The 24,966-nt window shown below is 72.2% G+C and carries 29 protein-coding genes; 18 read left to right on the forward strand and 11 right to left on the reverse strand.

Annotated elements, in window-relative coordinates; all coding sequences use genetic code 11:
* On the forward strand, positions 1–595 hold a 595-nt coding region (locus RM479_RS27100; protein ID WP_311514526.1), incomplete at its 5' end, for a GlxA family transcriptional regulator.
* A 153-nt stretch (positions 596–748) separates the two neighbouring features.
* A complete protein-coding gene (locus tag RM479_RS27105) occupies positions 749–1,729 on the forward strand; it encodes a DUF2332 domain-containing protein (RefSeq protein ID WP_311514527.1) in 981 nt (326 codons plus the stop codon).
* Between the two features lie 75 nt (positions 1,730–1,804).
* Here the strand turns inward: RM479_RS27105 and RM479_RS27110 are convergent, their stop codons facing one another.
* Both RM479_RS27110 and pip read right to left on the reverse strand, forming a co-directional pair.
* Positions 1,805–2,779, reverse strand: a complete 975-nt coding sequence (locus tag RM479_RS27110; RefSeq protein ID WP_311514528.1) for an adenosine deaminase — start codon at positions 2,777–2,779, stop codon at positions 1,805–1,807.
* A gap of 338 nt (positions 2,780–3,117) precedes the next feature.
* Positions 3,118–4,047: a prolyl aminopeptidase gene (gene pip, locus RM479_RS27115; protein ID WP_311514529.1), complete on the reverse strand. Its 930-nt coding sequence runs from the start codon at positions 4,045–4,047 to the stop codon at positions 3,118–3,120.
* Between the two features lie 113 nt (positions 4,048–4,160).
* Here pip and RM479_RS27120 point away from each other — a divergent pair, with 113 nt between their 5' ends.
* Together RM479_RS27120 and RM479_RS27125 are read left to right on the forward strand one after the other, a co-directional pair.
* Complete coding sequence (locus RM479_RS27120; RefSeq protein ID WP_311514530.1) at positions 4,161–4,523, forward strand: hypothetical protein; 363 nt, start codon at positions 4,161–4,163, stop codon at positions 4,521–4,523.
* Positions 4,524–4,907: 384 nt separating this feature from the next.
* Positions 4,908–5,294, forward strand: a complete 387-nt coding sequence (locus RM479_RS27125) for a pyridoxamine 5'-phosphate oxidase family protein (protein ID WP_397223295.1) — start codon at positions 4,908–4,910, stop codon at positions 5,292–5,294.
* A 46-nt stretch (positions 5,295–5,340) separates the two neighbouring features.
* On the opposite strand, the gene RM479_RS27130 is transcribed toward RM479_RS27125, so the two are convergent.
* Positions 5,341–6,075 carry a class I SAM-dependent methyltransferase gene (locus RM479_RS27130; protein ID WP_311514531.1) on the reverse strand — a complete coding sequence of 245 codons (735 nt, stop codon included), beginning with the start codon at positions 6,073–6,075 and terminating at the stop codon, positions 5,341–5,343.
* A 169-nt stretch (positions 6,076–6,244) separates the two neighbouring features.
* On the opposite strand from RM479_RS27130, the gene RM479_RS27135 reads away from it, so the two are divergent.
* A complete protein-coding gene (locus tag RM479_RS27135; RefSeq protein WP_311514532.1) occupies positions 6,245–7,027 on the forward strand; it encodes a phosphotransferase in 783 nt (260 codons plus the stop codon).
* A 43-nt stretch (positions 7,028–7,070) separates the two neighbouring features.
* Positions 7,071–7,214, forward strand: a complete 144-nt coding sequence (locus RM479_RS27140) for a hypothetical protein (protein ID WP_311514533.1) — start codon at positions 7,071–7,073, stop codon at positions 7,212–7,214.
* Positions 7,215–7,635: 421 nt separating this feature from the next.
* Here RM479_RS27140 and RM479_RS27145 read toward each other — a convergent pair whose 3' ends face one another.
* On the reverse strand, positions 7,636–7,995 hold the full coding sequence (locus tag RM479_RS27145; RefSeq protein ID WP_311514534.1) for a hypothetical protein: 360 nt from the start codon (positions 7,993–7,995) through the stop codon (positions 7,636–7,638).
* A 300-nt stretch (positions 7,996–8,295) separates the two neighbouring features.
* Between RM479_RS27145 and RM479_RS27150 the strand changes: the two genes are divergently transcribed.
* A complete protein-coding gene (locus RM479_RS27150) occupies positions 8,296–8,526 on the forward strand; it encodes a hypothetical protein (protein WP_311514535.1) in 231 nt (76 codons plus the stop codon).
* A 253-nt stretch (positions 8,527–8,779) separates the two neighbouring features.
* Here RM479_RS27150 and RM479_RS27155 read toward each other — a convergent pair whose 3' ends face one another.
* The 5 genes from RM479_RS27155 to rox all read right to left on the reverse strand — a co-directional run bounded on the left by RM479_RS27155 (position 8,780) and on the right by rox (position 13,722).
* Entirely contained in the window at positions 8,780–9,142 is a 363-nt protein-coding gene (locus RM479_RS27155; RefSeq protein WP_311514536.1) for an ArsR/SmtB family transcription factor, read from the reverse strand.
* Between the two features lie 124 nt (positions 9,143–9,266).
* Positions 9,267–10,196, reverse strand: a complete 930-nt coding sequence (locus tag RM479_RS27160) for a ribonuclease Z (protein WP_311514537.1) — start codon at positions 10,194–10,196, stop codon at positions 9,267–9,269.
* A gap of 13 nt (positions 10,197–10,209) precedes the next feature.
* Entirely contained in the window at positions 10,210–11,337 is a 1,128-nt protein-coding gene (locus RM479_RS27165) for an alpha-hydroxy-acid oxidizing protein (RefSeq protein WP_449590060.1), read from the reverse strand.
* 117 nt (positions 11,338–11,454) lie between these two features.
* On the reverse strand, positions 11,455–12,099 hold the full coding sequence (locus RM479_RS27170) for a TetR/AcrR family transcriptional regulator (RefSeq protein WP_311514538.1): 645 nt from the start codon (positions 12,097–12,099) through the stop codon (positions 11,455–11,457).
* 150 nt (positions 12,100–12,249) lie between these two features.
* Entirely contained in the window at positions 12,250–13,722 is a 1,473-nt protein-coding gene (gene rox / locus RM479_RS27175) for a rifampin monooxygenase (protein WP_311514539.1), read from the reverse strand.
* Between the two features lie 529 nt (positions 13,723–14,251).
* Here rox and RM479_RS27180 point away from each other — a divergent pair.
* Positions 14,252–15,241: a YihY/virulence factor BrkB family protein gene (locus tag RM479_RS27180; RefSeq protein ID WP_311514540.1), complete on the forward strand. Its 990-nt coding sequence runs from the start codon at positions 14,252–14,254 to the stop codon at positions 15,239–15,241.
* A 245-nt stretch (positions 15,242–15,486) separates the two neighbouring features.
* Positions 15,487–15,972 carry a DUF4158 domain-containing protein gene (locus RM479_RS27665; protein WP_397223300.1) on the forward strand — a complete coding sequence of 162 codons (486 nt, stop codon included), beginning with the start codon at positions 15,487–15,489 and terminating at the stop codon, positions 15,970–15,972.
* 132 nt (positions 15,973–16,104) lie between these two features.
* Here RM479_RS27665 and RM479_RS27185 read toward each other — a convergent pair whose 3' ends face one another.
* Complete coding sequence (locus RM479_RS27185) at positions 16,105–17,016, reverse strand: alpha/beta hydrolase family protein (RefSeq protein ID WP_311514541.1); 912 nt, start codon at positions 17,014–17,016, stop codon at positions 16,105–16,107.
* Between the two features lie 102 nt (positions 17,017–17,118).
* On the opposite strand from RM479_RS27185, the gene RM479_RS27190 reads away from it, so the two are divergent.
* From RM479_RS27190 to RM479_RS27205, 4 genes are all read left to right on the forward strand, one after another.
* Positions 17,119–17,688, forward strand: a complete 570-nt coding sequence (locus RM479_RS27190; RefSeq protein WP_311514542.1) for a TetR/AcrR family transcriptional regulator — start codon at positions 17,119–17,121, stop codon at positions 17,686–17,688.
* 139 nt (positions 17,689–17,827) lie between these two features.
* Entirely contained in the window at positions 17,828–18,181 is a 354-nt protein-coding gene (locus RM479_RS27195) for a recombinase family protein (protein WP_311514543.1), read from the forward strand.
* 117 nt (positions 18,182–18,298) lie between these two features.
* A complete protein-coding gene (locus tag RM479_RS27200; RefSeq protein ID WP_311514544.1) occupies positions 18,299–18,421 on the forward strand; it encodes a hypothetical protein in 123 nt (40 codons plus the stop codon).
* 578 nt (positions 18,422–18,999) lie between these two features.
* Positions 19,000–20,061: a DUF6924 domain-containing protein gene (locus RM479_RS27205; protein ID WP_311514545.1), complete on the forward strand. Its 1,062-nt coding sequence runs from the start codon at positions 19,000–19,002 to the stop codon at positions 20,059–20,061.
* 210 nt (positions 20,062–20,271) lie between these two features.
* On the opposite strand, the gene RM479_RS27210 is transcribed toward RM479_RS27205, so the two are convergent.
* Positions 20,272–20,997, reverse strand: coding sequence for a Mut7-C RNAse domain-containing protein (locus RM479_RS27210; protein ID WP_311514546.1), 726 nt, complete (start codon positions 20,995–20,997; stop codon positions 20,272–20,274).
* A 402-nt stretch (positions 20,998–21,399) separates the two neighbouring features.
* Between RM479_RS27210 and RM479_RS27215 the strand changes: the two genes are divergently transcribed.
* The 5 genes from RM479_RS27215 to RM479_RS27235 all read left to right on the forward strand — a co-directional run bounded on the left by RM479_RS27215 (position 21,400) and on the right by RM479_RS27235 (position 24,919).
* The gene (locus RM479_RS27215) at positions 21,400–22,029 is read left to right on the forward strand and encodes a hypothetical protein (protein ID WP_311514547.1); all 630 of its coding nucleotides are present in this window, start codon (positions 21,400–21,402) and stop codon (positions 22,027–22,029) included.
* A 134-nt stretch (positions 22,030–22,163) separates the two neighbouring features.
* Positions 22,164–22,844, forward strand: a complete 681-nt coding sequence (locus RM479_RS27220; RefSeq protein ID WP_311514548.1) for an arsenate reductase/protein-tyrosine-phosphatase family protein — start codon at positions 22,164–22,166, stop codon at positions 22,842–22,844.
* Positions 22,841–23,485: an arsenate reductase ArsC gene (locus tag RM479_RS27225; RefSeq protein WP_311514549.1), complete on the forward strand. Its 645-nt coding sequence runs from the start codon at positions 22,841–22,843 to the stop codon at positions 23,483–23,485. The genes RM479_RS27220 and RM479_RS27225 overlap by 4 nt, the downstream gene beginning before the upstream one ends.
* Positions 23,486–23,737: 252 nt before the next feature.
* Positions 23,738–24,145: an arsenate reductase ArsC gene (locus RM479_RS27230; protein ID WP_274810418.1), complete on the forward strand. Its 408-nt coding sequence runs from the start codon at positions 23,738–23,740 to the stop codon at positions 24,143–24,145.
* A 231-nt stretch (positions 24,146–24,376) separates the two neighbouring features.
* Positions 24,377–24,919, forward strand: a complete 543-nt coding sequence (locus RM479_RS27235) for an MOSC domain-containing protein (RefSeq protein ID WP_311514550.1) — start codon at positions 24,377–24,379, stop codon at positions 24,917–24,919.
* Positions 24,920–24,966: the final 47 nt, after the last annotated feature.

Below are 24,966 nucleotides of genomic sequence, written 5' to 3' on the forward strand. Positions count from 1 at the left end.
CACGACCCACTGGGGGCACTGCGAGGAGTTCGCGCGCCGGTTCCCGGGGGTGGAGGTGGATGCGGATCCGATCTTCGTGCGCCAGGGGCGGGTGGTGACGTCGGCGGGGGTGAGCGCGGGGGTGGACATGGCGTTGGCGTTGGTGGAGGAGGACCTGGGGCGGCGGGTGGCGTTGGGGGTGGCCCGGAGCCTGGTGGTGTTCCTGCGCCGGCCCGGGGGGCAGGCGCAGTTCTCGGCGCCGTTGTCGGCGCAGTGGGCGCAGCGTCCGGCGGTGCGGGAGGTGCAGCACTGGATGGTGGAGCATCCGGCGGGGGATCTGTCGGTGGAGGGGTTGGCGGGGCGGGTGGGGTTGTCACCGCGTCAGTTCTCGCGGGTGTTCGCCCGGGAGGTGGGGTGTACGCCGGGGCGGTACGTGGAGCGGGTGCGGGTGGAGGCGGCGCGGCGGTGGTTGGAGGATTCGGGGCTGGGGGTGGAGGCGGTGGCGCGGCGCAGTGGTTTCGCGTCGGCGGAGGTGATGCGGCGGGTGTTCGTGCGGACGTTGGGGTGTTCTCCGGCGGGGTATCGGAGCCGGTTCCACGGGGCGGAGGGCGGGTGAGGGGGCTCCGGCGGAGGTGGTGGGGTCGGCGCGGGTGGAGGCGTGGTTCCCGTCGTGGGAGCGGGATGGGTCGGGCGGAGGTGAGGGGGGTCACGTGGTACACCGGGCTGTCATGGGTATGTGTGGTTCGCCCCTTTCCCTGGAGGAGACGAGGTGGGTGTGGAGCCGGTGCTGGACGAGGTCGAACGTGTGCGGGCGTGGTACTGGCGGTTCGCCGAGCATTACGAGGCGGGGGGTGCGGTCTCCTACGCGCGGATCGCGCGGGCGTTGGCCACCGATGACGAGGTGGTGGGGCTGGTGTTGGGGTTGCCGCGGGGCAACAAGCGCCAGCCCAACCTGTTGTTGGGGGCGGTGCGGTTCCTGGGCGGTCCCGTGGAGGACTGGGAGGCGTTCCGGGCGTGGCTGGTGGAGCACTGGGACGCGGTGCGCGAGGTCGTGTCGGAGCGGATGACACAGACCAACGAGGTGCGCCGGTGTGCGGCGTTGGTGCCCGTGTTGGCGACCCTGGCGGGTCCGTTGGGGTTGGTGGAGGTGGGGGCCTCGGCGGGGTTGTGCCTGTACCCGGACCGGTACCGGTACTCCTATGACGGGGCGGCCCCGATCGGTCCGGTGGATTCGCCGGTGCTGCTGGAGTGTTCGACTTCGGGTGGTGTGCCGGTGCCGGGGAGGGTGCCGGAGGTGGCCTGGCGGGCGGGGGTGGACCTGAACCCGTTGAACGCCGCCGATGAGGGGGACGTGCGGTGGTTGGAGGCGCTGATCTGGCCCGGGGCCCAGGAGGGGGCGCGGCGTGCGCGGCTGCGGGCGGCGGCGTCGGTGGCGGCGGCCGATCCGGCGCCGATCGTGGCCGGTGACCTGGTGGAGGAGGTCGCCGGTCTGGTCTCACGGGTGCCGCGGGGGGTGACGCCGGTGGTGGTGCACAGTGCGGTGCTGACCTACCTGCCGGTGGTGGAGCGGGAACGGTTCGCGGCGTTGATGGGGGAGTTGCCCGGGCACTGGGTGTCCTATGAGGGGTGGCGGGTGTTCCCGGAGTTGGAGGGTGGTCGTGGGCCGGTGGACACGGACATGACGGTGGCGGTGGACGGGCGGGTGGTGGCCTGGGCCGGTGAGCACGGTCATTCGCTGACCTGGGCCTGAGGCGGGGGTGCCGTACGGGCCCGGGGGTGGAGGGGCGTCCGGGGCCTCTCCCGCGTCCCCGGGCCGGCGCGCCGGTCAGTGGGCGTCGACGAGGGCGATGAGTGCGTCCTTGCGGTCTCGGGGCAGGAAGGACGCCTCGAAGGAGTTGCGGGCCAGGGTGCGCAGTCGTTCCCGGTCCAGGTGCAGGTGCTCGGCCAGGGCGCGGTAGTTGTCGTCGACGTAGCCGCCGAAGTAGGCGGGGTCGTCGGAGTTGACGGTGACCAGTAGCCCGGCGTCCATGAGGGCGGGCAGGGGGTGGTCGGCCAGGGTGTCCACGGCGCGCAGGCGCACGTTGGACAGGGGGCACACGGTGAGCGGGGTGCGGGTGGCGGCCAGGTGGGCGAGGAGGTCGGGGTCGTCCAGGCAGCGGATGCCGTGGTCGATGCGTTCCACGCCCAGGTCCAGGGCTTGGCGGATGTAGTCGGCGGGTCCTTCTTCGCCGGCGTGGGCGACCAGGCGCAGGCCCGCTTCGCGGGCGGCGGCGAACACGTCGGTGAACTTGGTCGGGGGGTGGCCGACCTCGGCGGAGTCCAGGCCGACGCCGATGATGCGGTCCAGGTGGGGGCGGGCCGCGTCGAGGGTGTCCATGGCCTCGGCGGCGGGGCGGTCGCGTAGGAAGCACAGGATGAGGTGGGTGCTGATGCCGTGGTCGGTCTCGGAGGTGTCCAGGGCGGCGGTGATGCCGTTGACGACGGTGTCCATGGTGATGCCGCGTGCGGTGTGGGCCTGGGGGTCGAAGAAGATCTCGGCGTGGCGGACCCCTTGGGCGGCGGCGCGGGTCAGGTAGGCGCGGGTGAGGTCGGTGAAGTCGGCCTCGGTGCGCAGGACGTCGGTGAGGGCGTAGTAGAGGTCGAGGAAGGACTGGAGGTCGGTGAAGTCGTAGGCGGCGCGCAGGTCGGCGACGGTGGTGTAGGGCAGGGTGATGCCGTTGCGGTGGGCGAGGGTGAAGGCGAGTTCGGGTTCGAGGGTGCCTTCGATGTGCAGGTGGAGTTCGGCTTTGGGTAGAGGCATGGACGCCATTGTGGTGCACCTTCGGTGATGGTCCGTCCGTTTCGCGGTGTCGTGGTGGGCACAGGGGTGCGCGGGTGACGGTGCTGGTCAGGGGCGTCGCGGGGGGTGGTCCTGTCGGGTGGTGGCGTCGCCGCGGGTCGGGGTGGTCCGGTGCCGTGGGGGGACGAGCGCGGTGGTCGTGGGGAGCGGCGGGACGTGTCGCCCGGGGGTGGGTGTGCCGGGTCGGTGAGGGGCACGGTGGGGGTGTGGGGTCGGGCGCGACCGGTGGTGTTGGTGTTGCGGGTGGGGCCGGTGCGCGGATCAGGGGTGGGCGGGCCCCGCCCGGTGGCCGGGTGCGGTCAGCGGGTGAGGCGGTCGATGGCCCGCACGGCGCTTTCGTGCAGGCCCTTGGTGTGTCCGGCGCCCTCGACGATGGTGAGGGTGGCGGCGGGCCAGCGTCGGGACAGGTGGTGGGCGGTGTCGGCGGGGCCGCTGATGTCGAGGCGGCCGTGGATCATGGCGCCGGGCACGTGGGCCATGCGGTGGGTGTTCGTCAGCAGGTGGCCTGGGGGGAGGAACGCGTGGTGGGCCCAGTAGTGGGTGACCAGGCGGGCGAAGCGGAGCTGGAAGTCCACCGGGCGGATGGACAGGAACGGGGTGAAGTCGGTGGTGGTGGCCATGTGGGTGTCCTCCCACCGGCACCAGGCGCGGGCCGCCTCCTCGCGGACGGTGGGGTCGGGGTCGGCGAGCAGGCGGGCGTAGGCGGCGGGCAGCCGGTGGGGGTCGGCGCCGGGGCCCGCGGCGTCGCGGAAGGTCTCCCATCGTTCGGGGAAGACGCGGCCCATGTCGTGGGTGAGCCAGTGCACCTCGGTGGGGGAGGTGGTGGTGACGGCGGCCAGGACCAAGGCGCGGACCCGGTCGGGGTGGGCCTGGGTGTAGGCCAGGCCCAGGGTGGAGCCCCAGGAGAGGCCCAGGACCAGCCAGGTGTCGATGCCGCGGGCGACGCGCAGGGCTTCGATGTCGTCGATGAGGTGGGCGGTGGTGTTGGTGGTCAGGTCGGTGTCGGGGTGGGCCGCGTCGGGGGTGGAGCGGCCGGCTCCGCGTTGGTCGAAGAGGAGGACGCGGTGGCGTGCGGGGTCGAAGAAGCGCACGAGGCCGGGGTGGGATCCGCTTCCGGGGCCGCCGTGCAGGACCAGGCAGGGGGTGCCGTGGGGGGTGCCGTGTTCTTCCCAGTAGAGGGTGTTGCCGTCGGTGACGGGCAGGTGGCCGTGGGCGTGCGGGATCGACATGGTGCTCCTGGGTGGTGGGGGCGGGGGCTTTGGGTGGCCGTTCGAGAGGGGTGGGGGCGGGCGTAGGGTCCGTGTCAGGCGGCCTCGGGGTGTTCCGGGGTCGTGGAGGGAGGGTGCGGTCGATGGGTGGGGTGTCGGTGGAGCGGGCGCGCACGTTGGGTGAGGTGGTGCGTGCGGTGGCGGGGTGTGCGACGGTACCGGACCGGCTGGTGGTGGAGCGGGCGTTGACGCGGGTGTTGGCGGGGACGCCGGTGGAGGAGTTCGTGGACGCCGAGGGGTTGGCGCGGGTGTTGGTGGCGGCGGTGGCGGGGGCCCGGTCGGGTGCGGGGGTGGACCCGGTGGGGGCCGAGCGGGCGTTGGCGGCGTTGGAGCAGGTGGCGGAGGTGGCGTCGGTGGTGCACACGTTGGATCCCCGGGCGCGGCGGGCGTTGCGGATCCGGTTGCGGCATCGGGCGGCGGCGGGCGCGTTGGGGTGAGGGTGGGGTGCGGGGGTGGGCCGGGGGCGGTCCGCCCCCTTTTTTTTGTGGGTGGGGTGGGGGTTGACCGTGCCCTTGGGGCGGGGTGTGCACTGGGGTTCATGAAGGAGTGGACGCGTGGGGAGTTCGCCCGCCGTAGTGGTCTGAGGGTCAAGGCGTTGCGCCTGTACGAGCGGTCGGGGTTGTTGGTGCCGGTGATGGCGGCCGATGCCGGTGAGGTGGGGGCGCAGGAGGCGTTGGAGGTGTTGTGGGATCGGTGGCGTCCGCGGGGGCGGGTGTGGTGTGCGTCGCCGTCGGGGTTTCGGGGGTGGGTGGGGCTCGGGTCGCGGGGGGCGCCGGTGAGGGGCGTGGGATGCTGAGGGGGTCGGGTGTCGAGGGGGGTTCGTGTTGGTGGAGAGCGGTTTCGTGGAGTTCTGGGGAGAGTACCGGTTGTGCATGTTGGCGTCGCCGCGTCCGGACGGGTCGATCCATCAGGTGCCGGTGGGGGCGACCTATGACGCCGATGGTGGTCTGGTGCGGGTGATCGCGGACGGGGGCAGTTACAAGGCGCGCAATCTGGCGGCGCGGCCGGGGACGCGGGTGTCGGTGTCGCAGGTGGAGGGGCGGCGGTGGTGCACGGTGGAGGGCGCCGCGACGGTGTCCGATGATCCGGAGCGGGTGGCCGAGGCGGTGCGCCGGTACACCGAGCGGTACCGGCCGCCACGGCCGAACCCGGGACGGGTGGTCATCGAGATCGCGGTGGAGCGGGTGCTGGGGAACGTGCGTCCCTGACCGTGGGGGAGGGGGTGTCGCCCGGTGGGCGGCACCCCCCTTTTTTTCATGTGGGTCGGGCCAGGGTGATGACCTCGGGGGAGGTGGGGGTCAGGGGGGTGCGATCCCAGTTCCCGTGGCGTTGGACGGTTTTGAGTCCGGCGGCGGCCAGGAGGGTGTCGAGGTGGGCGGGGGTGAGGAACCGCAGTGTGCTGTGGGTGGTGAGGGGGGCGTCCCAGGAGGGGGAGGTGGTGGTGGAGGTGAACGTCACCAGGCCTTGGGGGGTGATGGGGTGGGCGTCGTTGACGTCGGCGAGGGGGGTGCCGTCGGGCAGGGTGCCGGTCCAGGGGTGGTCGGGGGTCCAGTTCTCCCAGGGGCGGGCGGTGATGTTGCGGGTCTCGAACGCGATCAGGCCGGTGGGGGTGAGGGCGGTGCGCATGGCGGTCAGGGCGTGGACGATGTCGTGGTCGGTGTGCAGTTCCTGGAAGGCGTGGCCGGTCATGGTGACCAGGTCGAATGCGCCGTCCCAGGTGTGGGTGGTCAGGTCGCCGCGGGTCCAGGTGACGTCGGTGGTGTGGGCGCGGGCGATGTCGAGCATGGCGTCGGCGGGGTCCAGACCGAGGAGGTGTCCGGTGTGGCCGTGTGCGCGGGCGGTGCGCAGGAGGAGGCCGGTGCCGCAGCCGACGTCCAGGGCGGTGGGGGCGGCCATGACCAGGTCGAGGTAGAAGTCGTCGCAGGCGGCCCAGGGGTTGAGGAGGTCGTAGAGGGCGGCGACGGCGGGGTCGTCGTAGGGGTTGTGCATCGGCGCAGTATGGCGGTGCGGGGTGGGGCGCGCATCGGGTTTTTCGGGGTGGTGTGCGGGTGGGTGATGAAACGTGGCGGCGGGATACCGGCGGAGTGACCCGTCGTGCCGTGGGTCCACCGGGGCGGGCCGTGGAAGGATGTCTCCTCCCCACCACAGGAGGTCTCGTATGCACCCCGTCGGCCGAGCCGTCACCGCGTTGCTGGGGATCCCCCGCCCGCCCTTGGAGGTGCGCCCGTTGCGCGGTGGCACCAAGAAGGGCGTCTGGCGTGTCACCTTGCCGGACGGCGGTGGCGTCGTCGCCTACCTGTGGCACCCCGACCATGACCACTGGCCCGCGGGGGAGGCGCCGCCCGACCCGGCCGACCCGTTCTCCCACGCCAGCGGGCCCGACCTGTTCACGGCCGCCCGTTCCCTGTTGGTGCGGGATGGGGTGCGTGTTCCGGAGCTGCTCGCGTTGGACGCCACCGGTGCCCAGGGTCCGGGGGTGTTGGCGGTGGTGGAGGACGTCGGGCCCACCCTGGAACACCTCATGGGCGCCGACCCGGCCCGCGCCGTCAGGGCGTTGGACCATCTGGCGGGGACCCTGCGCACCCTGCACGGGCGCACCCATCCCTCTTTCGGTAAGGTCGCCCACCTGGCGTCGGGTGGTGTCCCCCCTGGTGGGAGCTGTCATGAAGTCGTTCTGGGGCGGGCGTTGGTCGACCTGGACGAGGCGGCGCGCCGTGAGGAGCGGGTGCGCGCCGACCGTGACCGTCTGGCCGAGATGTTGTACGCGTTCGCCGCGCGCGTGGAGCCCCGCGGGGGCGGGCACCGTCTGATCCACGGCGAGTTGGGGCCCGACCACGTCCTGGTCAGCGGTGACGATGAGGGGGGTGCTCATCGACATCGAGGGGCTCATGTTCTTCGATGTCGAGTGGGAGCACGTCTTCGTGCGGTTGCGGTTCGGTGACCGCCATCGGCGTTTGGCGACCTTTCCCTTGGATCCGCATCGGGTGAGGTTGTACGACCTGGCGTTGAATCTGTCCCTGGTGGCGGGGCCGTTGCGGTTGTTGGACGGTCCTTGCCCCGAGCGCGACGTCATGCTCGGCATCGTCGAGCACGCTGTGCGCCGGGTGTCGGCCACGACTTTCCGGTAGGACGGTCCCATGGATGATCCGCGTCATCGGTGACGCACCGACGTGGTCCGGCTCAACGCCTCCCGGTGCGGTGTTCCGCCTGTCGCCGCGTACGGCGCCCTCACCGAGCCCCCGGGTTCCTGGGTGTGTGCCACGGGTGCCGGGCCGGCCGACCGGGTCGGCCATCACGTCGGTGGCGTCGCCCGAGGCCTGTGCCCGGCTGGTGCGGGCCGTCGGTACCGTGCGCGGGGGTCGCACCCGGGTGGCGTTCCACCCGTACGGCATTGAGGTCGGTGTGGACCGGGCCGCGGAGGTGCTTCTCTCCCGAGGGGCGGGGCGAGGGCTTCGGGGTTGGTCGGGTGCTCCGGTGAGGTGCGGGCACCGGTCCGGCCCCGCGGTGGGTTTCCCGCAGGGCCGGGCCGGTCGTAGAGGCGAACGCCTCCTACAGCCAGGGGCAGCCCTTCGTCACGCTGCTGATGGAGGTGGCGTTGTAGCGGATGTTGGTCTTGGTCTTCTTCTTCGTCACCAGACACACCCGGTCGAACGCGGCGTTCTTCAGGTTGACGGTGACCCTCTGATCGTGGTTGCAGTGGTTGTTGTAGTAGAGCGTGGTGGTGACCAGGCCGCCGTTGTCCCAGGAGAAGTTCACCTTGTTCCCGGACGGGCTGGAGCAGCTCACGCTCTTGCGGTTCACCTGTGCCTCGACCTCGGCACCGGCGGCGGGTGCCGAGCCCAGGACGATACCGGCGGACAGCAGCAGTGCCGAAGCGGCACCGCCCACACGGCGGACCATGGTGTTCATGTGGGACCAACCTTCGTCTTCTTCGTGAATGGCGTGGGAAAGTTTCGCCGATGTGGTCGCTCAAAGCGAGCAGATGTCCGACTTCGGTCACTTTCTGTTGCCCCTGTAATCGGTCCTGATTTCGCTGAACGTTCTCGTCACGGCTTCGCGGTGGTCGGGATCCGTGGCTCATGGCCGAGCGGTGCCTCGGTGGGCCGGGGTCGCTCCCCGTGTCATCACGGGCGGCGGGGCCCGCCTTCCGGTGAGCGAAACGGGGGAGAGCGGTGCCACCACGACGGGCGTGCCGTGGGGCGGGCGCTCTTGATCAGGCGTTTCTTCGCCGTCGGGATGATCGGCAAGGCCATCGTCGCGTTGCCGCCCCCACCTCAAGGATCGGGGGAACGTCGTCCGTCGGCCGTGTCGCGTCGACTCACCGCCGAACTCGGACACGGTGACGCCGGGGTGGAGGAGCCCGCCCGCGCACGCCCTGCCTTGGACGGTCCGGTCATGGCCGCACGGGAGGTCGTGCGCGGTGCTCGGTCCCGCGCCTGAACACCGCCTCGGCGGCGTCCGGTCAGCCGGGCCGCACCCCGGTCTGGGGCCGGCGGCGGGCGCGTCCCTCCTCGGTGGCGGGGAAGGCGTCTGTCCGGAGTCGGGGCGCGATGGCGTCGATGTGCGGGGGTTCCGTCATGGCGTTCTCGGTACCGGGTCTGGGGTGGGGCGTCGATTCTCGGTGACGCGGGTCCTGCGGGCGGTGAGGGGCGATACGTCCCGGGTGTGGGCGGTGCCCGTCGGGGGCCGTCGTTCAGGTGGTCCGGTCGGGTTGCGTCGTGTCCATGGCTCGGGCGCGCAGCACGGCCGGCAGCAGTCCGGGGAAGCGTTCTTCCAGGTCCTGGGTGCGCAGTCGGCTCATGCGGGAGGTGCCCTCGTAGTACTGGTGGATGATTCCGGCTTCGCGCAGGACCCGGAAGTGGTGGGTCGATGTCGACTTGCTGACCGGGAGTTCGAAGGCGATGCAGGCCATGTCGTCGTGGCCCCGGCCCAGTTCGTGCACGATGCGCAGTCGGATCGGGTCGGACAGTGCGCTGAGCACCTCTTCCAGGCGGATCCGGGCGGTCTCGGGGTGTTCGGGGTGTCGCGCAGGGGTGGTGCGGGTGGTCCTGGTCATGCTCCGACCTTCCTTGCCGTGCGGCTCCCACCACAATGTACGAAGATCGTCGTAGTTCGACAAGCGACGCAGTGCGACATTCAACGTACATCGGTCGTCGCCGGCGCCCCGAGACCGCCCGGGGTCAGCGGCTCCGGGGCGGCAGCGGGATCCGGTCCAGGTCCTGGGCCAGGGTGATGGGTCCGTCGAACTCGGCGGCGGCCTGGGCGAGGAAGTCGGCGTCGCGGTCGGCGTCGTAGCGTTCGGAGATGTGGGTGAGCACCAGGGTGCGGGCGCCCGCCTCGGCGGCGACGCGCCCGGCCTGGCGGGCGGTGAGGTGACCGTAGGGGTCGGCCAGGTGTTCCTCGGAGTCCAGGTAGGTGGACTCGATGACCAGCATGTCGGCGTCGCGGGCCAGTTCCACGGCCTGGGGGCAGTACGCGGTGTCCATGACGAACGCCAGCGTCTGGCCGGGGCGGGGCAGGGCGCAGTCGGTCAGGTCCACCCGGTGGCCGTCGGGTGCGTTCACCCACCCTTGGCGGTGCAGGGCCCCGATGAGGGGGCCGGTGACGCCGTGTTCGGTGAGCCGGTCGGGGAGCATCCGCCACCCGTCGGGTTCGGCGAGGCGGTACCCGTAGGCGGTGACCGAGTGGCGCAGCGGCAGCGCCGTCAGGCGCAGGTCGTGCTCGCCCAGCGGGCAGGCGCCGGTGCCGGCGACGGGTTGGGGCACGATGACGTCGGTGTCGTGGAAGGGGGTGGCGTGGCGCAGTCGTTCCCAGTACTCCCGGCCCTGGGCGGGGTAGGTGACGCGGACCGGGTGGGCGACCTTGTCGCGGGCGATGCGCTGGATGGTGCCGGGCAGGCCCAGGGCGTGGTCGCCGTGGAAGTGGGTGAGGCAGATGCGGGTGATGTCGGTGGCCGAGAGTCCGGCCAGGCGCATCTGGCGTTGGGTGCCCTCGCCGGGGTCGAACAGGACGCCGTGGGAGTCCCAGCGCAGGAAGTACCCGTTGTGGTTGCGTCTGGGGGTGGGCACCGCGCTGGAGGTGCCCAGGACGACGAGTTCGCGTACCGACATGGGGTGGATCCTGTCATGGGCCGCGGCCTGTGGCGGAACCCTTTTCCGCCGCGCCGGGGCCCGGCGCGGCGGGGGCGGTCAGCGCAGGCGTTTGAGGGCGTCGGGGGTCAGGTCGGCCAGGGAGGGGTAGCCGTTGACGGCCATCAAGAGGTCGGCCTCGGCCAACAGGGACCGCAGGACGTGCACCAGTCCGGCGGTGCCGCCCACCGCCAGTCCGTAGGCGTAGGGACGGCCCACCGCGACCGCGGTGGCCCCCAGGGCCAGGGCCTTGACGATGTCGGAGCCCGACCGTACCCCGGAGTCGAAGATGACGGGCAGGTCGGTGGCGGCGGCGACCTCGGGCAGGCACTCCAGGGCAGATGCCCTTGACGATGAGCGGAAGGTCGGTGAGGGAGCGCAACCAGGGGAGGTCGTCCCAGGTCAGGGGGTTTCCGAAGAGTCCGGCCCAGGTGGCGACGACGCGGTCGGGGGTGGGGTCGGGGCCCACGATCTTCTGGAAGACGGGGTCGGAGGTGTAGTTGGCCAGGCAGTGGCCGCGCAGTTGGGGGAAGGTGGCGGTGGCCAGGTCGCGGGGGCGCCACCCGGTGATCCAGGTGTCCAGGGTGACGACGATGGCCTTGAATCCGGCGTGTTGGGCGCGGTGCACCAGGCTGGCGGCCAGGTCGCGGTCGGTGGGGGTGTAGAGCTGGAAGAGGCCGGGGGTGTCGCCCAGGTGGGGGGCGACGTCCTCCATGGGGTCCTGGGTGAGGGTGGAGGCGATCATGGGGACTCCGGTGGTGGCGGCGGCCCGGGCGGTGGCGATGTCGCCGTGGCCGTCGGTGGAGCACAGGCCGATGACGCCGACGGGGGCCATGAGCAGGGGTGAGGCCAGGGGGATGCCGCACAGGTCCACCGACAGGTCGCGGTCGGTGGCGCCGACGAACATGCGCGGGTACAGGCCCCAGTGGGTGAAGGCGCGGGCGTTGGCGTCCTGGGTGTTCTCGTCTCCGGCGCCGCCGGCGACGTAGGACCACAGGCCCGGGGGGAGGGCGTGGGAGGCGCGGTCGGCCAGGTCGGTGAAGGTCATGGGGTGGTCGGGGACGATCCCGGTGAGGCCGTTGAGGTGGATTTCGATCTGGTGGTCGCCGTAGCGCGGGCTCATGGGGGTCCCCTCGGGGGTCGATGCGAGGCGGGTGTGGTGTGGCGTGGCTCACAGACTGCAAGTTGACATGGTGATGTGTCAAGAGTGGGGCGGGGTGGCCCCGGGGCCGGGCCGGGGTCAGGGGCGGGCGCGGCGCGAGCGCAGCAGCGGCAGGTACACCTCGGCGATGTCGGCCGACACCTCGGCGACGGTGGCGGTGCGCTCGCCCAGAACCCAGTCGATGACCAGTTCGTTGGCGGCCCCCACCAGGGCCAGGGCCTGTTTGCGGAAGGGCCGGTCCACCAGGTCCCCCGCCGCGACGCCGCGCGCGTAGTGGGCGTCGACCAGGTCGGCGATGGTGTGGCGGACGGCGCGGCGGCGCTCCTCCATGGCCGGGCTGACGCCCACGCTCTCCACCGAGATCACCCGGGGGCGGCGCGGGTCGGCCATGACGAAGGACAGGTAGGCGTCCAGGGCGGCCATGATCCGCTCCTGGAAGTCGCCCCCGCCCTCCAGGGCGGTGCCCATGTGCTCCAGGGCGCGGGTCAGCAGGTCGTCGTAGACGGCGCGCAGGGCGGCCTCGCGGTCGGCGAAGTGCTCGTAGAAGTAGCGGTTGGTGAGTTCGGCGCGGACGCAGATCGCGCCGACGGTCGCGGCCCGGAACCCGACGGTGCCGAACTCCTCCAGCGCGGCCTCCAACAGGCGGTGGCGTCGGGCCTGTTGGCGTTCGTGCGGGGTCATCCCCCGCCAGGGGCGCACCAGTTCCACCCGGGGTCGTGTCATGGCCTCACGGTAGCGGGGACCGCCGCGTCGGCGGGGCGTATCGGGCCGGGGCCACGGTCAGGGCCGGTGCGGGGGCTCCCCGCCCCCTCTCCTCGTCGCCCGTCACCGGTCGCGGAGCCGGGCCGGGCGGGTCCCGGTTCCGGGAGCGGGTCAACGGGTGCGGTGTCGGTGTTCAACGACGCGCCCGGCCCGGGGGGCTCCGAACCAGGTGGGCAGGTGGGCGAGCAGGTCCTGCCGGTCGTCGCCGACCCACGCCACGTGGCCGTCCGGGCGCAGCAGCACGGCGGGCACACCCCGCTCCCGCAGCTCCCGGGCGGTGTCGGTGACGTGGTCGACCCGGTCCCGCCACCCTGTCGGCGAGAGGCGTCCGGTCGGGTCCAGCAGCAGCCCGCGGCCACCGCGCGTCAGTTCGTACAGGCGCCCGCCCCGCGTCAGTTCCATGTCCGGCAACCGCCGCCCCAACAGGTCGTGGCCCTCACCGAAGTCGTAGCGCAGGCCGGTCGCGATGATCTTCTCGGTCAGGTGCCGGTTCACCTCCTCGAAGGCCACCAGCTCCGACAGCAGCCGGCGTACCGCCCGCGGTCCCGGTGCGCAGGACATCAGCTCCATCTGGGCGCGGGTGTTGTCGAGCACGTCGGCGGCCACCGGGCGGCGTTCGGCCTGGTAGCTGTCCAGCAGTCCTTCGGGCGCCCACCCCCGGACCTGTGCGGCGAGCTTCCAGCCGAGGTTGAACGCGTCCTGGACGCCGAGGTTGAGGCCCTGCCCGCCGACCGGGGGGTGGATGTGCGCGGCGTCCCCGGCCAACAGGACCCGGCCGACCCGGTAGTGGTCGGCCAGGCGGGTGGCGTCGCCGAACCGGGACATCCGGCGTGGTGAGTGCACGCCGAAGTCGGTGCCGGCGAACACCCGCAACCGTCGTCGGAAGTCGTCCAGGGTCGGTGGGACCGTGCGGTCGGGGGCCACGCCCTCGGCGGGTACGAGGACCCGGTACACCCCGTCCTCCAGGGGGCCCAGGCCGAACAGCAGGTGGGTCTTGCGGATCTGGGCCACGGCGGCGGCCACCTCCTGCGGCGGCGCGGTCACCTCCATCTCGCCCAGCAGCATCTCGGTCGTGGTGGGTTCGCCGGGAAAACCGACGCCCAGGAGAGCGCGCACCGTGCTGCGGCCTCCGTCGCAGCCGACCAGGTGGCGCGAGCGCAGCCGTGCGCCGTCGGACAGCTCCACGGTCACCCCTTCCTCGTCCTGGTCCAGAGCGACCAGTGCGCTGCCGCGCCGGATCTCGGCGCCGGCCCGGGCGGCGTGCTCGGACAGCAGGAGGTCGGTGGTCGTTTGGGGGATGCCCAGGACGTAGGCGTGCGCGCTGTCCAGCCCCTCCGGCGGGGGCGCGGGGATGGCCGCGAAGAAACCGCCGAGCGGGTACGTGCGGCCGTGTTCGAGGAAGCGTTCCAGGAGGCCGCGCTGGTCCATGATCTCGATGCTGCGCGCGTGCAGTCCCAGGGCGCGGACCTGGGTGGTCGGCTCCGTCTCCTTCTCCAGCACGAGTGTGCGCACGCCGTGCAGCCGCAGTTCCGCGGCCAGCATCATGCCGGTCGGTCCCCCGCCGGTGATGATCACGTCGATCATGAGGTCTCCCCGTTCTCGGTCCGTGCGGCGGTCGGTCCCCGCGGGGTCCTGATCCGCGCGGACGACGGCCACGATCGACGATTGTGCGCCCTGACCGGGGTCTTGCCGCAAGCCCCGGGGTGCGCTATAGATTGAGAGTGGCGAGAGGTTTCCAGAACCCCTCGCCTTCGTCGTTTTCGGACCCGGTGCGCGCGTGTGGGGGAGTCGCCGTCGTGAGGGCCGCCGCGGTGCGGGCGGGGTCGGTGGCCTCGGTCGGAGCGACGCCGGTGGGCCGGTGGGACCCCAAGGCGGGGGAAAGGCGTTCCCATCATTGGGCACCGGGGTGTGTCCGGCCGCTTCCGTGGCGTCGTGCGGGGTAGGGCGCGGCACAGGGAGGGCGCCGATGGGGACCGTCGGGTCGTGCGTGCGCCCGCGGCGCTCGTGAGCGGCCCCGGGGCGGGGTCGGGGCGACCTCCCGGCACGGGGCCACGGTCTCCGAGGCCCGCCCCGGCGCCCGTGCGGCGGGGCGGCGAGAGGGAGGGAGCGACCGATGACGCGACAGCCGAACGAGCGCAACGCCGGTGCGCCGGAGCCGGCGGCGGCCCCGACCGGGACGGCGACGTTCTCCTGGTGGGAGGCCCTGAAGCGGACGTTCCGGGAGTTCCGGGAGGACAACCTGAGCGACCTGGCGGCGGGACTCACCTACTACGGGCTCCTGGCCCTCTTCCCGGCCCTGCTGGTCCTGGTGTCCCTGCTCGGTCTGGCCGGTCCGGGGGCCACACGGACCCTGACCGACAACGCCGAGGCGGTCCTGCCGGCGGACGTCGCCGAGGTGGTGACCTCCGCGATCCAGAACCTCCAGGGCAACCCGGCCGCGGCCGGGATCGTCGGTCTGGTCAGTCTGGCCATCGCCCTGTGGTCGGCCTCGGGGTACATCGCCGCCTTCATGCGGGCGTCCAACATCGTCTACGACGTCCCCGAGGGGCGTCCCGTCTGGAAGACGCTGCCCGTCCGCGTCGGCGTCACCCTGCTGTTGGTCGTCCTGTTGACGTTCACGGTGCTGGCCATCGCGGCGACGGGCGCCGTCTCGCAGAGGATCGGGCAGGTGCTGGGTCTGGGGCCGGTCGTGGCGACCGTGTGGGACATCGCGAAGTGGCCGGTGCTCCTGCTGATGGTGGTCTTCATGATCGCGCTGCTGTACTGGGCCTCCCCCAACGCCCGGCACGGGTTCCGCTGGTTCAGCCCCGGCAGCCTGCTGGCGGTGGGGATCTGGCTTGTCGCCTCGGCCCTGTTCGCCGTCTACGTCGCCAACTTCGGCAGCTACGACCGGACCTACGGGAGCCTGGCTGCGTTGGTCGTCTTCCTGGTCTGGCTGTGGATCACCAACATCGCGATCCTGCTGGGCGCGGAGTTCAACGCCGAGGTCGAGCGGGGCCGTGCCGTGGAGGCGGGGCTTCCGCAGGGCGAGGAACCCTACGTCCAGATGCGCGACGTGCCCGAGCAGCGCCGTCCCGCCCCGGGGAGGCAACGCTCGGTGTAGGCGTCGCGCACCACGGGCCGTGTGCGGTCGGTACGGGCGTCCCCGGTCCCGGCGGCGATCCGCCGCACGAGAGGCCCGGTGACGGCGCGCCGTTCCGGGGCGGCCGTTCTCCCCGGCGGTCACGCTCCGCCGTGGTCGGGGGTCGAGGAGGATGACCACAGGATCGGGCGGTAGAGCCGTGACCTGGGCGACGGTTCGATGGCGGGGCAGGTTCTCCCTGTTCGCGGGCCCCTACGTTCGTGGTCATGTCGCATGAATACCTCTCCGATGAACAGATCGCCGGCTACGGCCGCTTCCCCGACGAACTGTCGGCGGGCGACCTGGAACGGTTCTTCCGCCTCACCCCCCACGCCCTGGACCTGGCCGCGGACAGAGGCACACCGTCCGCCCGGCCGGGGTGGGCCGTGCAGTGGGGCACGGTGCGAAGGCCGAGGACATCGCCGTCCACGCCGCACTCATCACCGGTTCGTGAAGCGGCCGATCTTCGCGGGCTCCGACCCGGGGGACCGGCGGATCGACAAGGCCGCGTTCCTGATGTGCGTGATCGAGCACCTGCACCGCGCCCTCAAGCGCCGGGTCGTCTTCGTCCGAGGGGCGGACCGGCGGGGTCGTTCCCCGGGCCCGGCCGCTGTCGGGCCCGCTCTGGGAGCCCACCCGGGAACGGGTGCTCACCGCCCTGGAACCGGACGCCGAACCGGCCGGGCATCTGGCCGCGCTGTCCTGGGCGCTGAAGGCCGGTCCTGGACGGGCTCGGCGCCGACACCGCCGTCCGGTTCACCGACGGGCGCCTGTGCGTGCGACCTCTCCAGGCCGCCTCCGAGCCGCCGTTGGTGGGCGGGTGTGCCCCGGCGGTCAGGCTGAGTTCACTTGCCGGCGAGGCTCCACGTACCGTCGCCGCCTTCGGCGGTGCCGTTGAGGGCGGTCCACTCGGCGTCGTCGAGGTCGAGGGCCGCGCGGAGGTAGGCGGAGATCGCATCGGCCGTGAGGGCGACACGGGCGGGGTCCTCGTCGGTGGTCTCGGCGACCTTCTCACCGGCGATTCCGCCCATGGTGTGCTCGGCCTCGGTGATGCTGAGCAGGCTCTTGGGCGCCGGGCTGAGGTGGTAGGCGTCGGTGAACCACTCCGGCCCCCGGGTGGAGAGCTGCGAGTCGTCCTTGCCGCCCGCGACGACCAGGGCCGGGGCGGTCATGGTGGAGAAGTCCGGTTTCATGAACGGAAGGTTCTCGGCGGCGAACGGGGTGAGGGTGTCGCCGGTTCCCGTCGCCCCGATCAGCGCGCCGGCCGAAACCGCGGAGTGGGAGAAGTCCTCTCCCGCAACACCCTCGGCGTCCAGCACGCGCGCACCGAGGAGGGCGCCCGCGGTCTGGGCGCCCCAGGAGTGGCCGACCACGGCAGTGCGCTCACGGTCGGCGCGGGTCTCCAGGTCGGCCTGGGCCAGGACGTCCACGAGGTGGTCGAGGATCGCGTGCAGGTCGGTGATGCGCACGCGCCAGATGGTGGCGAAGCGCGGGTCGTCCCAGGCGATGGCGTTGCGCCGGGAGTCCAGGTGGGTGGGCTGCACCACGACGAATCCGGCGGCGGCCCACCGGTCGACGAGGGGCTGGTACCCGTCCAGTGACCACGCGTTCCCGTGGGAGAAAACGATCACCGGCAGGTTCTGACCCGACCGGGGTGCGGTGACCTTGACCTGAAGGTCGATGCCGCGCCCGGGCGAGGGAACAACGATGGGCTTGACCGAGACGATCTGCCGGCCGGGGGAGTGGGACGAGGACATGAGGGTCCTGCGCTTTCTATGAGTACCGGTATGCCGTAATCTGGCGGAGCGCTGTTCCGCCAAACTAGCGGAACATTGTTCCGCGAGCAATGGGAGGCATCCGTGCCGGAGTCGGTCGGGGTACGCCGGGCACAGGCCCAGCGCACCCGCAGTGGCGTACTGGAGGCCGCTGCGGCGGTCTTCGTGGACCGGGGCGTCCAGGCACCCGTCCGCGACATCGCCGAACGTGCCGGCGTCGGTGTCGGCACGATCTACCGGAACTTCCCGACCCGCGCGGATCTCGTCACTGCCGTCTACCGGCACCAGATCGACGCCTGTACCGCTCTCGCGCCCCGACTTCTCAAGGAATCCGCCTCGCCGTTCACCGCTCTGGCCCTGTGGACGGACGCGTTCGTGGACTTCCTGGTGACCAAGCACGGCCTCGGCGCGGCGCTGGGGTCCGGTGACCCGGGACTGGAGAACCTCCACGCCCTCATGCTCGACACCCTGGTCCCGGCCTGCGCGTCATTGCTGGACGCCTGCGCCGCCACCGAGGAACTTCGCCCCGGTGTCACCGCCTACACGCTCCTGCGCGCCATCGGAAACCTCTGCATCACCGGCCCCGACTACGGCCAGGCCGATGCCAAGGGCATGGTCGCCCTCCTCCTCACCGGATGCCGCAGCAAGGTATGACGGCCGCCTCAGGGGACCGTGACGAGCGACGTCACCGCTGCTCGATTCGGTCCGGCCAGGGACCGGCCTCGAATGAGACCTGAGAGGCGATGCGCCTGTCGGTGAACGATCGTTCACCGACAGGCGGCCGACGCCTCCGATGACCCGTGCGATCGGGGGGCCCGCAGCGGCGAACCCGGTCTGCAAGCGGGCCTGGACCGACCAGCAGTCGACCGCCCGGCGGAACCTCGTCCTGGACGAGGCCGGGATCGAGGACCCGGGCACCTCCAGCCGCCTCCGCCCGCTCCAGCGGCCGAAGCTCCGCGAACTGCCCACCTACGCGAGGCCGGGCGACACCGTGCACATCTCCGAGATGTTCCGCCCCGCACGAGGAGGGCACATCCTCGACGTACTCCACCGCGAGCAGGTGGCTCCGCGCATCCACGACGGCGCGCTCTCCGCGATGGACCTCACCGCCCGCCACCCGCGCACCGGCGAGCCGCGTCCACCGTGAAGTTCATGGTGCGGACTCTCGCCGCCGCCGGCCGCTCGAAGGCGGCCGGGGTGTCCCGGCTGTTCCGGCCCGCCGCGAGTACGAGAACCGCGTCAGCACGCTCGCGCCGATCGGACCATGATCGTTCTCAGCGCCAACGGCTGTACCGAGCGGGTCAGGTGGATCTTCGGACGCGGCGTGGGCCCCTCCTTGGCGTTCGGTAGGCCCCTGCTGTCGGCTCCGGTTCGCCGCTACCGCTGAATCCCGTGGTGATCCTCCTCGACCCCCCGGTCGCGGGGGGGCGGGCCGTGGAGGCGGCGGGTGCGCGCGACGCCGACCGCGCACCGGCGTCGGACCCGTCGGGCCGGTTTCCGGAGGCGCCCGCCGTGAGCGCGGGGCGGCCCCGGCGGTACGGCGCGTGCGGGCCGCCCTCGGTGGGCGGTGGCCGGACCCCACCCCGATGGGTACAGCGGTGGCTGTACCCATCTCGTTTTCGCCCCTTCGCGCGGGGGGTGGGGTGGGGGCGCCAACGTAATCCGGTCGCTTTGTGCCATGTATGTAGCAATACAAGATGTACATCATTATAAGGCCCACTTATCGTGAGTCAGGATTCCGGGGTTCTCGGAGTCCCCTGGGGTCAACGCAATCAAATACGTTTCAGTGTTAACGTTTCCAACGAAACGATATTGTGCGGGGTCCGGTCCGGGCGAAGGCCGCGCGCGGTCAACGAACGCGGCTCGGTGGTCGTGCGCTCCCAGACCCCGCGGGGGCGCCGGTTTGTCGTGCCCGCCCGGTAGAACCGGACGGACCGCACACCGCGACCGTGAAGAGGCCCCCTGATGCACCCCGCCCTGCCCCTGTCCCCCGACGGCGAGACCGAGCGCGTGCCCGGCGCGCTGCTGGTCCGCGGCGACTGCGACGACACCACCTGGAACGACGTGCTCTCTCGTATGGGCGCACTGCCCGGCATGGTCGCCCACACCCCCGGACAGCCCCTGCCCCCGGCCCGGGGGCCCATCCCCCGGCGCCTGCTCGTGGCCCAGGACCCCGCCTGGAGGGGCGCCGTCCCCGGGGAGGTGTCCCAGGCCCTGAGCGGCGAGGGCACCTGGGTGCCCGACCTGGTCCTGATCGCCGACCGCGGCACCACCCGCGATCCCGCCCTGCGCCCGCTCACGGCCTTCCTCCCCGGCGACGACGACCTCTACCGATTTCGCGTCACGCCCCGCCAGGCGGCCATGACCTACCTGGTCATGCACCGCCCCGGCATCGAGGACACCCTGGATCACCACAAGGAGTGCGGCGCCGCCGAGGTCGAACTCGAACCCGGCGAGTCCTACGAGGACTGGTTGGACGGCTCCCCCGACGTGATGGGCGATGTCCTGGAGACCGCGGACCACCCGCCCCGCTACCGGCCGCCCGCCGCTCCCCTGCCCGTGATCACCCAGGACAACTGGGGGTTGCTCGTGCGCACCGACTTCGGCGACGACCGCGCGTGGGCCGCGCTCGCGGCGGACGCGGACCGCCTCGACCCCCGGATCGAGACCCCCGAGGACCACCGGCCCTACGTGCAGATCGTGGACGACCCGGCCTTTTCGGGGGCCACACCGGAACAGGTGATGGCAATCGTCCGCCCGAACGAGGACGAAGAAGAGGAGACGGGCGAGGCAGTGGTGGTGATCGCCGACCAGGCCTCCATGGGCGGCTCCGACCGCACCGTCCTGGTCGTGCCCCTGGAGGACAACGTCGGGTGGTCCTTCCGCCTGCCCCCGGACAAGGTGCGGAGCATGGCGGCCAACCTCTTCATCGGCAACAACGACATCTCGGACTGGATGCGTCAGGGCTCGCCGGACGGGCCGGCGGTCATGACGGAGAGGGAGAGGCGGTCCTGGTGGAGTCGGTGATCGAGTGATCCGTGTTCTCCGTGGCCTCCGCCGCCGCGATCACGGTGAGCGGTCGCCGGGGGCGTCGCGGTTCCCGGTTCCCCCCGGACTGGGCGATGACCGGTGCGGGGCCCGGAGCACGGGCCGGCGCGGTGCGCAGGTGCGCACCGCTGTTCCGGGGATCAGGCCGGCGATCTGCCGGACGGTCTTGCCCTGGGCGGCGGGATGGGTTCAGGGCCGGTGGGCGCAGACCGTCTCCTGTGCCAGGCGCACGATCTGGGCCAGGTGGGAGTGGTGGGCCCCGGGCCAGTACACCCGGTCGCAGTCCGGGCAGCGGGCGAACGCGTCGTAGGTGGCGCGTGTGCCCGCCTCCAGGTCGCCGGTGACCTGTTGCTTCTCGGCGTGGACCAGCACGCCGTTGCAGGCCGGACAGCGCGTCCAGGGGTCCAGGTCCGGTGCGAACCTGTGCAGGACCTCGCGCAGTTGGTCGTCGGGGCGGGTGTGGCGGACGTGGGCGCCTGCGCGCAGGCCCGTGCGGCTGAGCAGTCCGCGGTCACGGGTGAGCAGCACCCGCTCCTCGGCGTTGGCCTGCCGGAACAGTGAGGGATCGTCACGGTCGTTGTCGTAGGCGGTGTCCAGGCCCAGCAGGCGCAGGCGCCGGGCCAGGGTGCCCAGGTGCACGTCCAGCAGGAAGCGCAAGGGGAAGGGGACGGCCTGGGGCGGGTCCGGGGGAGCGACGTCCACGGTCTGTCCGGGAGCGGGGATGGTGCCGGGCGACACGGGCAGGCCGTCCAGGAGCAGGGTGCCGACCTCGGTCATGGGCACGCCGTGCGACTGGACCAGGTGGGCCAGGGTGGAGGTGGAGTCGGCGCGCGCGTGCAGGGTTCCGTGCCGGTGGCGTGGAGCCAGAAAGAACCGTAGTTCCGGCGCGAAGCGCAGTTCCAGGGTGGGTTCCATCGGCCTGAGTATGCCATCGTGCGTGCTCCGCCACTCCCCTTTTTTTCGCTGGCGCCGGGGTTCGTGGGCTGTGGTGGAGGCGACGTCCCGCCGGTCGGGGCCGCCTGGTGTGCCGGCGCTGGAACACCGGTGTGGGGGTGATGCCCGCGGAATCGACCGTGCTCGGGGCGATCGGGCAGCGCGGCATCCGTCCTTCGCCGAGTCGTCGCTGCCCACGCGCAGGGACCCGCTCTCGCTCTGGAGCGGGTCGAAGTCGCGGCGGTGGGCACCCATGGCTCATCGATCGGCGATCCCCGTGGTAGTGCGGGCCCCGGTCGTGGAACAGGGCGGTCACGAGCGGGTACTCCTCGGTGGCCCGGTCGCCGCCGTCGCCCGGTTCCTCGGGGCCGGTAGGGTGCGGCGGTGGACAGGGCGACCTACGCGGCGGTCACCGACCTGTGCGCCCGCTTGGCGGGGCGGGTCGGTGACGATCTGTTGGAGACGGTGCGCACCCATTACGCCTGCGGTGAGCCCTACCTCGCCGAATCCGCGTTGGTGCTCACCCTGGCCTATGAGGGCATCGGTCTGACCGGGGCCGAACGCGCTCTGCTGGTGCCCACCCTGGACCCGGACGGTCTGGCCGATCTGGCGCGGGTCCCCCACGTGGAGCGGGCCCCGGGGCCGTTCTACCGGTTCACCCCCCGTGGTCCGGCCGATGCCCCCGATCCGGGGTCGTTGAGCGGGGTGTGGGCCGAGGTGGCGCCCGCTCATGGCGGGGTGGTTCTGTACCGGGCCTGGCGCGAACCCCTGCCCGGGGCGCCGGACGCGGCCCGGTGGGCTTACCTGTTGTCCGTGCGCGCGGACGCCGATCCGTTGGCGGCTCAGGCGGGGTTGTGCTCCACCGCCCACGTCCGGTTGCGCGACACCTCGCCGTTGGAGGTCCTGGCCGAGGGTGTCGTCGTCCGTCCCTATCAGGCGGCTCTGGTGGCGGGTGCCGTGGAGGTCTGGTCCGCTCGGGCCGGTCCGTGGCGGGGGGTTTCGCGGTTCCCGTGATGAGGTGGGTCGGGGGTGTGGGGTCTGTGCGGGTCGTTCGCGTCGGTGGGTCGAAGTGGCCTGTGCGTGAACACGGGAGGTATCTGCGGTGAAGGCGGTTGACCACCCGATTTGACTCAGTGATAATTGAGTCAATGAACGCTGAGTTTTCTTTGGAGCGGAGGGCCGCGCTCCACGCCGCCCTGGCCGATCCCGCCCGCCTGGCCATCACCGACGCCCTGTGCACCGGGGACGCCTCGCCTTCGGAGCTGGGCGAACGGTTGGGGATGCGTTCCAACCTCATCGCCCACCACCTGCGGGTCCTGGCCGAGGCCGGGCTCACCACCCGTACCCGCTCCGAGGCCGACCACCGCCGCGTCTACATCCGCCTGCTGCCCGAGGCGTTCGGGGCCCTGGTCCCGACCTCTCTGTTGCGCGCCCCGCGTGTGGTGTTCGTGTGCACCCGCAACTCGGCCCGTTCCCAGTTGGCCGCCGCCCTGTGGCGGCACCGCAGTCCGGTGCCCGCGGTCTCGGCCGGGACCCGTCCCGGTGAGCGCGTGCACGAGGGCGCCGTCGCCGCCGCCCACCGCCACGGTCTGCGCCTGGAGGCCGAGGGCACCGCCCACGTCCAGGACGTGCTGCGTCGGGACGACCTGGTGGTGGCGGTCTGCGACAGCGCCCACGAGGAGCTGCCCCGCACCCGCACCCGCCTGCACTGGTCGGTCCCCGACCCGGTGCGGGCCGGTACCGAGGCCGCCTTCGATGACGCCTTCTCCCAGATCAGCGACCGCGTCGAGCGGCTCGCCCCCGCCGTCCACCCGGAAGGAACACCATGACCGCCCAGCCCCGCCAGTTCACCGTCGACCAGCAGTACGCCCTGGGAGTGGCCTCACGCAGGCTCGCCGAGGAGTTCACCGGGGTGTTCAACACCGAGACCATCGAACGGTTCCTGCACTCCAGCTACGACCAGTTCGCCGCCCGGGCCACCATCGCCCAGTTCCTGCCCCTGTTGGCCGAGCGGTTCGCCCGCCAGCGGCTGGGCGCGCTGGCGCGGGTCGAGAACAAGGTGGACGACGGTCGTCCGGTCGTGCTGTTCCTGTGCACGCACAACGCCGGGCGCAGCCAGATGGCCATGGGCTTCTTCCGGCACCTGACCGGGGATCGGGCCATCGCCTGGTCGGGTGGGTCCGAGCCGGGCAGGGAGGTCAACCCGGCCGCGGTGGCGGCGATGAACGAGGTCGGCATCGACATCTCCACCGAGTTCCCCAAGCCGTGGACGGATGAGGTGGTGCGCGCCGCCGACGTGGTGGTCAGCATGGGTTGCGGGGACGCCTGCCCCGTCTTCCCGGGCAAGCGCTACGAGGAGTGGACCCTGGAGGACCCCGACGGTCGGGACCTGGCCGCGGTGCGGCCGATCCGCGACGACATCGAGGAGCGGGTCCGCGCCCTGCTGGCCGAGTTGGAGATCACCGTCTGAACGGGGCGGCGCCGTTGGGCGGGTGGAGCGTTCGCGCCCGGCCGGTGACACGTACACCGGCCCCGGGCGGGACGCGCGGATGGTCGGACGGGTGCGTCCGGGTCCGCGGCGGGTCGCCCGACACCCCGATCAGATCAGTGGTCACTGATGTCAGTGCCCGCTGATGATGCCATATCATTCGAGGCTGATGCGAATCGTTCGCCGCCCCGGACCGACCACCGGGTCGGACCCGTCAGAGAAGGTGGAACCCCCATGGCCGACACCCCGTCCGTGCTCTTCGTCTGCGTTCACAACGCGGGCCGCTCCCAGATGGCCGCCGCCTGGCTCCGGCATCTGGCCGGCGACCGCGTCGAGGTGCGCTCGGCGGGTTCGGCCCCGGCCGAGACCGTCAACCCCGCCGTGGTCGAGGCCATGAAGGAGGTGGGCATCGACATCACCGACCAGAAGCCCAAGATCCTCACCATCGACGCGGTCGAGGCCTCCGACGTGTGCATCACCATGGGTTGCGGCGACGTGTGCCCGGTCTTCCCCGGCAAGCGCTACCTGGACTGGACCCTGACCGACCCCGCCGGGCAGGGTGTGGACGCGGTCCGCCCGATCCGTGACGACATCGAGAAGCGCGTCCGCACGCTCCTGGAGGAACTGGGCGTCACCGTCTGAGCCGGCACCGGGTCCGCTCGGGGCCGGCGCCGAGCGGACGGTCCCGGGACGGGGCACTCCCGGACACCGCTGGAACCGCACACGCCCGGGGTGCCGCCGGCGGCACCCGTCACCGTGGAGGTCCGCGCCGGGACCGTTGGTGGGTTCCCCGGGGGACGGCCGGCCCGGTGGGGGGACACCGGGCGGGTCTAGGGTGGCGTTCGGATGTCGGTGCGGCGAAGGGCGGGGCGTGTGGGCGCGATCGTGGAATCGGTGAGCAGCGGTGCGAAGCACACCTTCGGCAAGCCGGTGCGCGAACGGGTGCGGTTGCTGGCCGGGCTGGGTGTGGAGGGCGACGCGCACCTGGGGGTGACGGTCAAGCACCGGTCCCGGGTGGCGGTGGACCCGACACGGCCCAACCTGCGCCAGGTGCACCTGATCCACGCCGAGTTGCTGGAGGAACTGGCCGCCGCCGGGTTCGCGGTCGCTCCGGGGGAACTGGGGGAGAACGTCACCACGCGCGGCATCGACCTGCTGGGGCTGTCCCGGGGGACGGTCCTGTGCCTGGGGCCGTGGGCGCGGGTGGAGGTGACGGGGTTGCGCAACCCGTGCGCGCAGATCGACGCGTTCTCCCCGGGGTTGTTGAAGAAGGTGGTGGGGCGCGGCCCGGACGGGGGGATCGTGCGTCGGGCCGGGATCATGGGGATCGTGGTGGCGGGCGGGGTCGTCGAGCCGGGGATGGCCGTGGACGCCGTGGCCCCCGAGGGTCCGCACCTTCCCTTGGAACGCGTCTGAGAGCCTCTTCGCTTCCGAGGACGGCGGTGGCCGCACCCCCCGGGGGG

This window comes from Nocardiopsis lambiniae, assembly GCF_031845465.1.
Classification (GTDB): domain Bacteria; phylum Actinomycetota; class Actinomycetes; order Streptosporangiales; family Streptosporangiaceae; genus Nocardiopsis; species Nocardiopsis lambiniae.

Coding starts and splice junctions, on each gene's coding strand:
- RM479_RS27205 (WP_311514545.1), top strand. CDS start 19,000: ATGCACCCCGCCCTGCCCCTGTCCCCCGACGGCGAGACCGAGCGCGTG.
- RM479_RS27225 (WP_311514549.1), top strand. CDS start 22,841: ATGACCGCCCAGCCCCGCCAGTTCACCGTCGACCAGCAGTACGCCCTG.
- RM479_RS27110 (WP_311514528.1), bottom strand. CDS start 2,779: ATGCCTCTACCCAAAGCCGAACTCCACCTGCACATCGAAGGCACCCTC.
- RM479_RS27665 (WP_397223300.1), top strand. CDS start 15,487: ATGTCGCATGAATACCTCTCCGATGAACAGATCGCCGGCTACGGCCGC.
- RM479_RS27180 (WP_311514540.1), top strand. CDS start 14,252: ATGACGCGACAGCCGAACGAGCGCAACGCCGGTGCGCCGGAGCCGGCG.
- RM479_RS27135 (WP_311514532.1), top strand. CDS start 6,245: ATGCACCCCGTCGGCCGAGCCGTCACCGCGTTGCTGGGGATCCCCCGC.
- RM479_RS27145 (WP_311514534.1), bottom strand. CDS start 7,995: ATGAACACCATGGTCCGCCGTGTGGGCGGTGCCGCTTCGGCACTGCTG.
- RM479_RS27155 (WP_311514536.1), bottom strand. CDS start 9,142: ATGACCAGGACCACCCGCACCACCCCTGCGCGACACCCCGAACACCCC.
- RM479_RS27165 (WP_449590060.1), bottom strand. CDS start 11,337: ATGAGCCCGCGCTACGGCGACCACCAGATCGAAATCCACCTCAACGGC.
- RM479_RS27170 (WP_311514538.1), bottom strand. CDS start 12,099: ATGACACGACCCCGGGTGGAACTGGTGCGCCCCTGGCGGGGGATGACC.
- RM479_RS27160 (WP_311514537.1), bottom strand. CDS start 10,196: ATGTCGGTACGCGAACTCGTCGTCCTGGGCACCTCCAGCGCGGTGCCC.
- RM479_RS27210 (WP_311514546.1), bottom strand. CDS start 20,997: ATGGAACCCACCCTGGAACTGCGCTTCGCGCCGGAACTACGGTTCTTT.
- pip (WP_311514529.1), bottom strand. CDS start 4,047: ATGTCGATCCCGCACGCCCACGGCCACCTGCCCGTCACCGACGGCAAC.
- RM479_RS27130 (WP_311514531.1), bottom strand. CDS start 6,075: ATGCACAACCCCTACGACGACCCCGCCGTCGCCGCCCTCTACGACCTC.
- RM479_RS27185 (WP_311514541.1), bottom strand. CDS start 17,016: ATGTCCTCGTCCCACTCCCCCGGCCGGCAGATCGTCTCGGTCAAGCCC.
- RM479_RS27230 (WP_274810418.1), top strand. CDS start 23,738: ATGGCCGACACCCCGTCCGTGCTCTTCGTCTGCGTTCACAACGCGGGC.
- RM479_RS27220 (WP_311514548.1), top strand. CDS start 22,164: ATGAACGCTGAGTTTTCTTTGGAGCGGAGGGCCGCGCTCCACGCCGCC.
- RM479_RS27195 (WP_311514543.1), top strand. CDS start 17,828: ATGACCCGTGCGATCGGGGGGCCCGCAGCGGCGAACCCGGTCTGCAAG.
- rox (WP_311514539.1), bottom strand. CDS start 13,722: ATGATCGACGTGATCATCACCGGCGGGGGACCGACCGGCATGATGCTG.
- RM479_RS27200 (WP_311514544.1), top strand. CDS start 18,299: ATGATCGTTCTCAGCGCCAACGGCTGTACCGAGCGGGTCAGGTGGATC.